Annotated in this window: 5 protein-coding genes; 3 read left to right on the top strand and 2 right to left on the bottom strand. The window is 70.3% G+C overall.

Annotated features, from left to right (window positions below; genetic code table 11):
* The first annotated feature begins 16 nt into the window (after positions 1 to 16).
* Positions 17 to 6355 carry a beta-ketoacyl synthase N-terminal-like domain-containing protein gene (locus tag ACWEQQ_RS24210; protein WP_452349788.1) on the top strand — a complete coding sequence of 2113 codons (6339 nt, stop codon included), beginning with the start codon at positions 17 to 19 and terminating at the stop codon, positions 6353 to 6355.
* A complete protein-coding gene (locus ACWEQQ_RS24205; RefSeq protein ID WP_452349787.1) occupies positions 6352 to 7743 on the top strand; it encodes an aminotransferase class I/II-fold pyridoxal phosphate-dependent enzyme in 1392 nt (463 codons plus the stop codon). The genes ACWEQQ_RS24210 and ACWEQQ_RS24205 overlap by 4 nt, the downstream gene beginning before the upstream one ends.
* Here ACWEQQ_RS24205 and ACWEQQ_RS24200 read toward each other — a convergent pair.
* Complete coding sequence (locus ACWEQQ_RS24200) at positions 7716 to 8978, bottom strand: MFS transporter (protein ID WP_452349846.1); 1263 nt, start codon at positions 8976 to 8978, stop codon at positions 7716 to 7718. The two genes, ACWEQQ_RS24205 and ACWEQQ_RS24200, sit on opposite strands and share 28 nt — an antisense overlap.
* A 103-nt stretch (positions 8979 to 9081) precedes the next feature.
* Between ACWEQQ_RS24200 and ACWEQQ_RS24195 the strand changes: the two genes are divergently transcribed.
* Complete coding sequence (locus ACWEQQ_RS24195; protein ID WP_452349786.1) at positions 9082 to 9963, top strand: LysR family transcriptional regulator; 882 nt, start codon at positions 9082 to 9084, stop codon at positions 9961 to 9963.
* Here ACWEQQ_RS24195 and ACWEQQ_RS24190 read toward each other — a convergent pair.
* Positions 9950 to 12238 (bottom strand): molybdopterin-dependent oxidoreductase, encoded by a 2289-nt coding sequence (locus ACWEQQ_RS24190; RefSeq protein WP_452349785.1) that lies wholly within the window; start codon positions 12236 to 12238, stop codon positions 9950 to 9952. The two genes, ACWEQQ_RS24195 and ACWEQQ_RS24190, sit on opposite strands and share 14 nt — an antisense overlap.
* Between the last annotated feature and the right edge of the window lie 181 nt (positions 12239 to 12419).

Genomic DNA, 12419 nt, shown 5'->3' with positions numbered 1-12419 from the left:
TTGCCGAGGAGACGTAGTGTCTGACATTGCCATTGTCGGAATCGGGTGCCGCTACGCCGGTGGTATCGATTCACCGGAATCGTTCTGGGACTTCATCATCAACAAGGGCGACGGGGTCGTGGAGATCCCGTCCGATCGGTGGGACTACCGCCGCTTCTACGACCCGGACAAGCGCACGCCGGGCCGCATGTACACCAAGCGCGCCGCCTTCATGACCGGCGATCCGTGGGCTTTCGACCCCGAGTTCTTCGGCATCTCACCGCGGGAGGCCGCCGCCATGGACCCCCAGCAGCGGCTGGTGCTCGAGGTCGCCTGGGAGGCACTGGACGACGCGGGCATCGCCGGTCGCGTCTCGGGCGCGCCGATCGGCGTCTACGTCGGGGCCTTCACCCTCGACCAGATGGGCACATCCCTGACCAATGCGACGCTGCCCTGGGTGGACATGCACACCCCGGCCGGCGCGTCGTACACCATGATCTCCAACCGGATCGCGTACGCGCTCAACATGATCGGCCCCGCCCTGACGGTGGACACCGCGTGCTCGTCGTCGCTGGTGGCCTTCCACCTGGCCTGCCAGGCGCTGGAGAACGGCGACTGCACCGTGGCGCTGGCCGGCGGCGTCACCCTGATGCTGCAGCCCGAGACGTTCGTGTCCATGTGCAAGGGCGGCTTCCTGGCCGCCGACGGCCGCAGCAAGCCCTTCGACGCGAGCGCGGACGGCTACGGGCGCGGCGAGGGCTCGGGCATGGTGGTCCTGAAGCGGCTCGACGACGCCGAGCGCGACGGGGACCGGATCTACGCGGTGGTCAAGGCGACCGGGTCCAATCAGGACGGGCGCACCACCGCCATCACCGTGCCCAATGCCGATCTGCAGGAGGCCCTGGCGAAGTCGGTGACCGAGCGGGCGGGCATCGCGCCGCACCAGGTCACCTACGTGGAGGCGCACGGGACCGGCACGCCGGTCGGCGATCCGCTCGAGCTGCGGGCCATCGGCCGCGCCTACGGACGGGTCGCGGAGCGCACCGGACCGCTGGGCGTGGGCTCGGTGAAGGCGCAGCTCGGGCACACCGAGGCGGCCTCCGGCATCGCCAGTGTCATCAAGTCGGCGCTGGCCATCATCCATCGCACGATCGCCCCGCAGGGCTGGCTCGACGAACCCAACCCCGACATCCCCTTCGAGGAGCTCGGCCTGGCGCTGCAACTGGAGGCCCAGCCGGTCGCACCGGAGACGCGAATGACCATCGCGGTCAACGGCTTCGGATACGGCGGCACCAACGCGCACGCCATCCTCCAGGAGCACATCCCGGCGGAGGCGCCCGCCCATGAGCCCGGACACCATGGAGTGCTGCCGATTTCGGCCCGCAACGACACGGCCGCTCGCGCCCTGGCACGCGGCTTCGCCGAACTGATCGCGGCGGGCGCCGACCCCGCCCGGCTGGCCGAGGCGGCCTGGACGCGCCGCCACCATCACCCCGTGCGCGCCGGCCTGACCTTCGGTGACGATGCCGAGCTGGTGCGGGCCCTGGTGGACTTCGCCGATGGCGAGGGCCGCACCGCCAAGGTGATCACCCGCAAGGTGCCCGAGCCGGTCTTCGTCTTCACCGGCATGGGACCGCAGTGGTGGGCCATGGGCCGCCAACTGCTTACCGCCGGTGGCACTTTCGCCGCCGCCGCCGAGCGGATCGACGCCGTGTTCCGGGAGATCTCGGGCTGGTCCATCGTCGAGAAACTGCTACGGCCCGAGGAGGAATCGCGGGTCACAACGACGGCGGTCGCCCAGCCCGCCAACTTCCTGATCCAGGTGGCGCTGGTCGCGCTGCTCGACGAGCTCGGCATCCGGCCCGCCGCCGTGGTCGGCCACAGTGTCGGCGAGGTGTCGGCCGCCTACGTCACCGGGATGCTCTCGCTGCGGGACGCGCTGCTGGTCAGCTACCACCGGGCGCGGTTGCAGGCCACCACGGCCGGTTCGGGCGGCATGCTCGCCATCGGCCTGCCACAGGCCGCGGCCCTGGAGCTGATCGAGGGCGACGAGCTGGTCAGCATCGCGGCGGTCAACAGCCCGAGCGCGGTGACCCTGGCCGGCCATGAGCAGCGGCTCGACGAGATCGCCGAATCCCTCACCGAGCAGGGCATTTTCGCGCGCCGACTACAGGTCGAGGTGCCCTACCACAGCTATCTGATGGACCCCATCCTCGACGAGCTGCGCACGGAGCTGGCCGATCTGACGCTCGCCGATCCGCGAATTCCCCTGTGGTCCACCGTGACCGGGACCCGCGTCGGCGCGGGCGACTGGGATGCCGAGTACTGGTGCGCGAATGTGCGGCAGCCGGTGCGCTTCGCCGACGCCGTCACCGAGCTGGTGGGCGCGGGCAGCCGGGTGTTCCTGGAGGTCGGCCCGCATCCGGTGCTGGGAGCCAACATTCGCGAGATCCTCATCGGTGCGGGCGAGACCGGCACCACCGTCGCCACCCTCAATCGCAAGCAGGCCGACGACGAGAGCGTCCGGCAGACCGTCGCGGGCCTCTACACCGCGGGCGTGCTCGATATCGACGCCCTCTTCGGCGCGGTCGTCACCCCGCACGTGGACCTGCCGCGCTATCCGTGGCAGCGCACCCGGCTGCGCGTCGAGCTGCTGGGCGTGCAACAGCTCAAGTACGGCACCCCCGACGGCTACCGCATGCTCGGCGATCCGATGCTCGAGGACCCGACCACGGCCTGGCGCATCCAGCTCAGCGTGGGCGATCTGCCGTGGCTGGCCGACCATGTGGTGGGCGGCTCCCGGATCCTGCCCGGCGCGGCCTATCTGGACGCGGCGCTGAGCGCGGCGGCGCTGCGCACCGAGTCCACCCGGGTGGCCGTCGAGGATGTCCGCTTCCTCGCGCCGCTGGTGGTGGACGAGGGCATGGCGCCGGTGGTGGAGCTGCACGTGGAGGAATCCACGCGGCGGTTCACGATTCGCTCCCGCGAGCCCGCGAGCATCAACTGGACCATCAATGCCACCGGCCGGCTGGTCGAGGGCGTGTACGAGCCGAGCAAGGCCGACCTGCCGGCGCTCGAGGAGATGCTCGCCATCGACCCGGACGCCTATTACACCGCCTTCGCCGCACGCGGCCTGGACTACGGCCCGGCCTTCCGCCGCGCCACCGAGCTGCGGGTGTCCGGCAATACCGTGGTCGCCACCCTGGACGGCGCCATCGCCCGCGACAGCGGCCACCTCGCCCACCCGGCCGTGGTCGACGCGGCCGTGCAGTGCTTCGGCGCGGTCCTCGCCACCGCGCCGAATGCCGAACGGGGCGCTCTGGTTCCGGTCGCGGTGGAGGGGGTGCGAGTGTTCGCACCCATCCCCGACCAGGTGACCGTGGTGGCGCGGCTGCACAGTGGTGACAATCTGACCTGCGACTACGACCTGCTCGACGCCGAGCGGAACGTGGTCATGCGGATCATCGGGCTGCGGCTGGGGGCCATCAACCCGGATCGCGGTGCGCTGCAACGGCTCACGGACTACTTCTACGAAGACCGCTGGGACATGCGGGAACCCGTGGACATCAGCGCGCTGCCGTCCCCCGAGACGGCGTACACCCTGGCCATCGACCTCGCCACCGAGGCCGGTCCGCGCGCCGGATTCATCGCGGGCACGACGGCACACGGTGAGGTGCTAGCGGTCGGCGATCCGACCCGCGAGGACCTGGAAGCCGCAGTGCGCGAACGGCTTCAGCAGATCGTGGCACTGAGCGGCGTCGAGCGCACGCACGTCGTCCTGGTGGCGGGTTCGGAATACACCGACCTGGACGCGCTCTGGACGCTGCGCCGGATCGCGGTGACGATCGAGGGCTTCCTCGAGGACTGGCTGCAGCAGCGCGGCGACGAGATCCCCATGACCGGTGACGGTTCCATCCACGTCTCCCTGGTCACCGAGCGCGCCTTCGCGCACCCGGACGAGGATGCCGCGCCCGACCCGGCCCACGCCGCCCTCGCCGGCGCCCGCCGGGTGCTGCTCAATGAGCAGTCGCGGCTGCGCTGGCGGCTGATCGACGTGAATCCCGAGGTGGCCGAGGCGGACCTGGCCGCCGAGCTCGCCATCGCGGGCGCCTTCACCTACGACCATTCCGACGAGGTGGTGCTGCGCAACGGCCTGCGCTGGGTGACCGTGGTCGCGGCCACCCTGCCCGACCGGCTCGAAGCCCTGGACCGGGCCGAACCGCTCACCGATCCGGAGGCGAATTTCCGTCTGGAGCTGCCGAAGTCGCGGGTGCTGTCCCGGCTGGCGTGGCGGCGCTGCGACCGGCGCGCCCCGGGGCCGGCCGAGGTCGAGGTGCGGATCCTGGCCATCGGCCTGGGCTACAAGGACCCGCTCAAGGTCATCGGCGTGCTCGGCGAGCGCGAGATGGCGGGCACCTTCTACGGCACCGAACCCGGCATGGAGGCCGACGCCGTCGTCGTCCGCGTCGGTGCGGATGTCGACACTGTGGCCGTCGGCGACCGGGTGTTCCTGACCTCCAAGGCCATGATCTCCCGCTTCCACACCACCAACGCGGACCTGATCACCCGGGTCGCCGACAGCGCCGAGGTCGGCCAGTGCACGAGCACCGTGGCCTTCGCCACCGCCGAGCACTCGCTGCTGGAGCTGGCGCGGGTGCGGGCCGGCGATGTGGTGCTGGTGCACGGCGCGGCGGGCGGCGTCGGCTCGGCGGCGGTGCAGATCGCGAAACTGCACGGGGCCAACGTGATCGGCACCGCGAGCAGTGACGAGCGCCGGGCCCACGTCCTGTCGCAGGGCGCGGACCATGCGCTGGACTCCCGCTCGCTCAACTTCGCCGACGACGTCCTCGGTCTCACCGACGGCCGGGGCGTGGACGTGGTGATCAGCACCGCGCCCGGGGAGATCCTGCGCCGGAACTTCAAGGCGGTGGCCGAGTTCGGGCGCATCGTGGAGATCGGCAAGGCCGACATCTACACCGGCGGCGTGCTCGACCTGGGGTACTTCGACAAGAACCTCTCCTACCACTCCTTCGACCTGGACCGCATGCTCGCGTTCAAGCGTCGGCTCACCGGAGAACTCGTGCAGGGCGTGCACGAGAAGCTGGCCGCCGGGATCTACCGGTACCTGCCCTACGAGCTGTACGACACCGCCGACGTGGCCAAGGCCTTCGAGGACGTGGCCCGGTCGGCGCACTTCGGCCGCATCGCGGTGAGCCTGGAATCCGAAGCGCCGCAGGTGCGCCCGATGATTCCGGCGGTCACCGTGGATCCGGCGGCGCAGTACCTGATCACCGGCGGTTTCGGCGCCTTCGGCCTGGCCATGGGCCGCTGGCTGGTCGGGCTGGGCGCCCGGCGGCTCACCCTGCTCGGGCGCGGCGGCCCGCGGACCGAGGCCGCCCGGACCCAGCTCGCACTCTGGCAGGAACAGGGCGTCGAGGTGGTCGAGGAGCGGGTGGACGTCACCGACGCCTACGCCATGACCGCGGTGATCGCGCGGGCGCACACCGCCGACCACCCGCTGCGCGGCGTGTTCCACACCGCGGGCAGCCTCGACGACAAGCGCGTACCCGATATGAGCCGGGACAGCCTCGCCACCGTGTACCGGCCCAAGGCCGAGGGCGTGATCGCGCTCCGGCGCGGTATCGAGGCCGCCGGGGCCGACCTCGACATGTTCGTGCTGTTCTCCTCCGGCAGCGCCATTTTCGGCAGCATCGGCCAATACGCCTACACCGCGGCCAATCTCGCACTCGATGCCACCGCGGACGTGGTGGCGCGGCAGGGCGGCACCGCGCTGTCGGTCGGCTGGGGCCACATGTCCGGCGGCGGGATGGCCGAGGACGAGTACGTGTCCCGCTACCTGCGCACCGCTGGATTCGACCCGATCAGCATGGAGGAGGGCACCGAATACCTGGAGAAGGCACTGGAACTCGGCATCCACCACCATGCGTCCATCATTCCCATCGACTGGTCCCGGGTGGCCGCCACGGTGTCCTGGTATGCCATGACCGGGCGCACCGCCGAGCGCATCGCCGCCGCGGTCGAGGACAATTCGGCCGCATCACATCTGGTGGCGGCGCTGCGCGAGCTCGACGAGCAGAAGCGCGCCGACGTGGTGGCGCACATGCTGGCCGAACAGCTGGCGGTGGTCATGGGCGTCGACGCCGACTCCATCGATCTGACCGTACCGGTACCCGAACTGGGCCTGGACTCGCTGATGGCGGTGGAATTCGGTGCGCTGGTGAGCAAGACGCTCGGCGTGGACCTGATGTCGATGAAGGTCGGCCGGTCCTTCACCCTCCAGCAGGCCGGCGCCCGGGCGGCCGAACTCCTGGTCGGCGGCGACGCGGCGACCAGCGGCCAGGCGGTGCCGGCATGACCGAGTCCGCACGCGATCTGGCCCGGAAACTATTGGCGGGCAATGGGATCAAGGAGACGACGGCCACGGGCACCGCGGTGCCGCACCCGGTGTCCACCGGGATCGCACCGCCGGGCCGGACCGCGGCCGCGCGCACCCCGCGCGGTCCCGGCCGTCAGTTCGCCGATCACCCTGACGTCGCCGCGGCCGTGGTGAAGCGGGCCGCCATCGGCGCGCTCTACGGGCAGTCGGGGATGCCGAACCCGATGTTCCTGCCGCGAACCAGCCCGAACGACACCGTGATCCGGGCCCTGGACACCGACCTGGTGAACTTCAGCGCCTACAACTACCTGGGGCTGTCCAGCCACCCCCGGGTGGTGCGAGCCGCCAAGGATGCGCTCGACCAGTACGGCGCGTCCGCGGCGGCCAGCCGGATCGTCTCCGGCGAGATCCCGCTCTACGGCGAACTCGAACAGCGGCTGGCCGGGATCTACGACGTGGGCGACGCCATGGTGACCACCAGCGGCTATCTGACCAATGCCGGGGTCATCGGCTTCCTGCTGCGCGAGGGCGATGTGGCCGTCTGCGACAGCCTGATTCACGGCAGCGTGGTGTCGGGCACGCAGTGGGCGGGTTGCCGCCGGATCAACTTCCGGCACAATGACCCGGACTCGCTGCGGTCGGTGCTGAAGATGTCGCGCTCCGGATTCGACCGGGCGCTGGTGGTCATCGAAGGCCACTACTCCATGGACGGCACCGTCGGCCGCGTCGCCGAACTGGCCGCCGTCGCACGGGAATTCGACTGTGCGGTCATGGTGGACGAGGCCCATTCGCTCGGCGTCCTCGGACCCACCGGGCACGGCATTCGCGAGCACTACGGCATGGCCGGCGCGGATGTGGACATCTGGATGGGCACGCTGTCCAAGGCGCTGGGCAGCGTCGGCGGGTTCATCGCCGCCGACGCCGATCTCATCGGGGCGATGAAGTCGAGCGCGCCCGGCGTGGCCATGCTGACCGGCGGGCCCGTGCCCTCCGGCATCGCCGCGGCGCTGGCCGGGCTGGAGGTGCTGGAGGCCGAGCCGGAACGGGTCACCCGACTGTGGGGGAACGCGCGCCTGTTCGATGCCGCGCTGCGCGAGCGGGAGCTGAATCTCGGTGACTCCCAGGGCACCCCGATCCTGCCGGTGATCGTGCCGGGCGAGATCCGGGCCGGATTCGTCTCGGCCCACCTGCTCCAGCACGGCGTGTACGCCGGGGCCATTTCGGCCCCGGCGGTCCCGGTGGGCAAGGAGCGGCTCCGCTTCTTCATCACCTCGGAACACACGCGGCAGCAACTGCTCTCGACGGCGGACCTGCTCGCCGAGGCGATTGCCATGTCCGGTCAGCTGCCCGCCGACATGACGGGCTGACGCACCCCCGCGCGCTGTGGACGGAGTGCGAACACCGCCCACAGCAACAGGCCCAGCATGGTTGCGGCGACGCCGATCTCGCACACCAGCGCCCAGCCGCCCGCCTCGTAGGCCACCCCGGCGGTCACCGAACCGGCCACACCGCCCAGGAAGTAGGTGACCATGTACGCGGTCGTCAGGCGGCTGCGCGCGGCCGGATCGAGGGTGTAGATGGCGCTCTGATTGGTCAGATGCGCACCCTGGATGCCGAAGTCGAAGATCACCAGCGCGGCGATCAACGCGACCACGCTGTGCCCGCCCCAGGCCATCAGCGCCCAGCTCCCCAGCAGCACCAGCCAGGTCAGCGTGGTGACGCGGCGCAGGTGCCCGCGATCGGCCATCCGCCCGACCACCGGCGCGCCCAGCGCCCCGACCACACCCGCCAGACCGAACAGGCCGATGGTGAATTCGCCGTAGTGGTAATCACTTCCGTGCGACCCGGACAGCAGGAACGCGATGGCCGTCCACACTGCTGAGAAGCAGGCCATGAGGATGAAACCCAGCATCATGCGCTGCCGCAGCACCGCGTGCCGGTGGATCAGCCCCAGGATCGACGCCAGCACCTGCGGGTAGCTCTCACCCGTGGCCGCCCGCGGCGTGGCGGGCGCGAGCAGGTACACGCTCACCGCCATCACCACCTGCAGTCCGGCCGCCACCAGCAGCACCGCCCGCCAGCCGCCCAGCTGCGCCACCGCCCCGGACAGCACCCGCGACAACAGGATTCCCAGCAGCAGTCCGCTCATCACCGTGCCGACCACCTGCCCGCGCCGGGCCGGATCGGCCAGCGCCGAGGCCCACGGCACCACGACCTGTGCGGCCGAGGCCGCGACACCGGTGGCCACCACCCCCGCGAACAGCACCGCGAAATCGGGTGCGAAGGCCGAAACCAGCAGGGCCGCAACCGAGGCCAGCAGCAGCACCGGGACCATACGGTGGCGGCGCAGGAAGTCACCCAGCGGCACCAGCAGGGCCAGGCCGCACAGATAGCCGATCTGCGCGGCGCTGACCAGCAGGGCCGCGGTCGCGGTGGAGATGCTCAGATCCCCGGCGACCTGATGCAGCAGGGGTTGTAGATAGTAGTTGCCGGCCGCGGAGGAGCCCGCGGTCACCGCGAACACCAGCACCGTCGTCCGGGTCAGCGCTGCGCCGGGCGCTGTCGCGGTGTCGGGCGCGGGCCGGGCGGGGGCCACGGTCATCGAATCAGTCACCCGTTCATGGTGGGTGCGGCAATGGATCAACAAAAGCGATGGTTTTCGATACTGCCATCTCTGAAGTAGATGGCATCGGTAGGCTCGGAGGATGGAGTTGCGTCAGATCGAATGCTTCCTGGCCTGCTGCGACCATCGGTCCTTCACCGCCGCGGCCCGCGCCCTCAACCTGGTCCAATCGGCGGTCTCCACCAGCGTCGGCAAGCTCGAACACGAACTCGGGGTACGCCTGTTCGACCGCACGCCGCGCACCCTGGAACTCACCGAGGCGGGCCGCGCCATGGTCGCTCCCGCCCGGACGCTGCTGCGTGCCCGGCGCGACATCGTGGACGCCATCGACGCCGCCCGCGGCGAGATCTGCGGCGAGGTGGTCGTCGGCAATCTCATGAACATCCACAATTTCGACCTGGCGGGCATCATCGCCCAACTGCACCAGCGGTTTCCGGCGGTGACCCTGCAGATGCGGCAGAGCATCTCCGGCGTCGCGGGGAATGTGGCCGGGCTGCGCGACAATTCGCTCGAGCTGGCGCTGCTGGCCGGTATGAGCAGCGAATTTCCGGGCATCACCACGCATCTCATCGCCGAGGAGACCCTCGTGCTCTGCACCGGGCCGGACCATCCGCTGGCGGGGCGTCCGTTCCGGGCCGCCGACCTGGACGGCGTGCGCTACATCGACTTCCCGCCGGGCTGGGGCATCCGCACCATCGCCGACGAGCTGTTTCCGGGCCGCGTTCCCGTGATCGAGGTGGCCGACCAGGCCTTCGCACTGGAATTGGCCGCCAAGGACTTCGGGATGGTCCTCATCCCGAAGTCAGTCGCGCTGCTCTCCCCCGGCGTGCCCCACTCCGAATTCGCACCCCGGCCGCTGCCCTGGAAACTGTGGGTCGGCCATGCCGTCCAGCGCACGCCGTCCAATGCGGCTCGCACCGTGATCGATGCCCTCACGGCGGACAGCGGGCTCAGGAGCCGGTGATCGCGGGCGGGCCGGTGACGGTCAGCGGCGGGACCGGGCCGGTATGCGGCTCGATCTCCACCAGGGACAGCTGACCGGTGCAGCCCTGACTCAGGCGGGAGGTGCCGCGATCGTCGGTCAGCGCGTTCGGGTTTCCGTGACGGCAGCAGGCCGGGTCGGCCGGGTCCGGGTCGTACCAGGCGCCGGTCGACAGCTGTGCGACTCCGGGACGTACCGCGTCGCTGATATCCAGTCCGGCCAGACAGCTGCCGCGGTCATTGAAGATCCGGACGATGTCACCCGCGGCGAGGCCGCGGGCGGCGGCGTCGTCGGGATGCAGCCGGACCGGTTCGCGGCCGGAGATTTTCGTGGACTGGCTGTGCGCGCCGATATCCAGCTGACTGTGCAGCTTGGTGCGGGGCTGGTTGGCCACCAGCTGCAGCGGAAACCGCGCCGCGAGCGGGCTGCCCAGCCACTCGTCGGGCTCGAGCCAGACCGGATGTCCCGGGCAATCGTCGTAGCCGAAGCCCGCGATGGTCTCGGAGAAGATCTCGATCCGGCCGCTCGGGGTGCGGAGCGGGTGCGCCGACGGGTCGGCCCGGAAGTCCGCGAACGCGATGTGCTCCTCGGCCTCGATGGGCAGGTCTATCGACTCCCCGGCCCAGAACGAGTCGTAGTCCGGCACCTCGTGACCGCGGTCGTGCAGCCGGTCGCGCCATTCGTCGTAGAGGTGGCGCAGCCACTCCCGCGTTGTCCGGCCCTCGGTGAATTCCTTTCCAACGCCCAATCTTTCGGCTAGCTCGCCGAACATCCAGTAGTCGTCACGGGCCTCGCCGTGCGGGCGGGTCAGGGCCGGCATCGGGAACAGGAAGCGGTCGCCCTCGCCGGAGCCGTAGTCGTCGCGTTCGATCGTCATGGTCGACGGGAGCACGATGTCGGCGTGCCGGGCGGTGGCCGTCCAGAACGGATCGTGCACCACCACGGTGTCCGGACGGCCGAACGCGGTGCGCAGCCGGGCCAGGTTCTGGTGGTGATGGAAAGGATTGCCGCCGGCCCAGTAGACCAGCCGGATAGTCGGATACGTCCGGTGCTCGCCGTCGTATTCGTAAGGCGCGCCGGGGTTCAGCAGCATGTCCGCGATGCGCGCGACCGGAATGAAGTCATCGACGCCGTTGACGCCCTGGGGCAGGCGCGGCGGCGAGGTGAGTCGCACGGCCAGACCGACATTCGCGGCCGACCCGTAGCCGTGGCCGAATCCGCCTCCGGGCAAACCGATCTGGCCGAGCATGGCGGCGAGAACCACGCCGAGCCACAGCGGCTGCTCGCCGTATCGGGCGCGTTGCAGCGACCAGCTCACCGTGACCAGCGTGCGCGTGCCCGCCATCTCCCGGGCCAGCGTGCGAATCCGTTCCGCGGCAATGCCGGTGATCGGCTCGGCCCACTCCGGATCCTTCACGACGCCGTCGACCGCACCGCGCAGATAGTCGGAGAAGCGCTCGTAGCCGACGGTGTAGCCGTCCAGGAAAGCGTTGTCCGCCAACCCTTCCGCGTCCAGCACCTGGGCGAGCGCGAGCATCAGGGCGGTATCGCTGCCGGGCCGGGCGGCAATCCATTCGGCGTCCGCTTCGGCCGGAATATCGTCGCGCAGCGGCGAGACGGTGACGAACCGGCAGCCGTTCTTCCGCGCCGTCTCGATCCACCCGCGACCGTTGTGCCGCGAGACTCCGCCCGGCGACACCGCTGTGTTCTTCGGCGACAGTCCCCCGAACGAGACCACCAGCCTCGAATGCGCGGCCAGCACCGATTTCGTCGTTGCGTGCGACATGATCGTGCCCATGTCCGCGAGGATGTGCGGCAGTAACACCGTCGACGCGCCCAGGCTGTAGCTGTTGCGGTGCGAGACATACCCGCCGAGGCAGTTCAGGAAGCGGTGAACCTGACTCTGCGCGTGGTGGAATCGCCCGGCGCTGGCCCAGCCATAGGAACCGCCGTACACCGCCGTCGGTCCGAATTCGCGGTACACCCTGGACAATTCACCGGCCAGCAGATCCAGCGCGGTGTCCCAGGACACCGGCACGAACTCGTCGGCGCCGCGCGCCGCGGGTCCCGGACCGTTCTCGAGCCAGCCCTTTCGCACGTAGGGCTGTGCGATGCGCGCCGGATGATGTTGAGCCGAGGCCACATTCTCGATCAGCGGGGTGGGTTCCGGATCACCTCGCCAGGGTCGCACCGCGGTGAGCCGGTCCCCGTCGCTGCTCGCCTCGAAAACGCCCCAGTGGGTGAGATGCGTGGCCATCCGACCAACATACGCCCGGCAGACCCGGCCGGCTCGTTCGGCGACGCCCCGGTGCGGCCCGGGAACAATTACACAGCCATGCCGAAAACACTGCGCGGTAACGGATTACGCGACCGATGAGCTGTGCCGCGACTACCGGCGGGCGGCCCAGGCGGATTCGGCAGCCCAGCCGGGTTGCGCA

The sequence above is a fragment of the Nocardia sp. NPDC004123 genome, assembly GCF_053603795.1.
The sequence above is the reverse complement of the archived record's forward strand: the minus strand, read 5'-3'. Positions and strand labels throughout refer to the sequence as shown.

Bases quoted from the DNA above. Each gene is read 5' to 3' on its own strand.
- ACWEQQ_RS24205 (WP_452349787.1), top strand. From the start codon at position 6,352: ATGACCGAGTCCGCACGCGATCTGGCCCGGAAACTATTGGCGGGCAAT.
- ACWEQQ_RS24200 (WP_452349846.1), bottom strand. From the start codon at position 8,978: ATGACCGTGGCCCCCGCCCGGCCCGCGCCCGACACCGCGACAGCGCCC.
- ACWEQQ_RS24195 (WP_452349786.1), top strand. From the start codon at position 9,082: ATGGAGTTGCGTCAGATCGAATGCTTCCTGGCCTGCTGCGACCATCGG.
- ACWEQQ_RS24190 (WP_452349785.1), bottom strand. From the start codon at position 12,238: ATGGCCACGCATCTCACCCACTGGGGCGTTTTCGAGGCGAGCAGCGAC.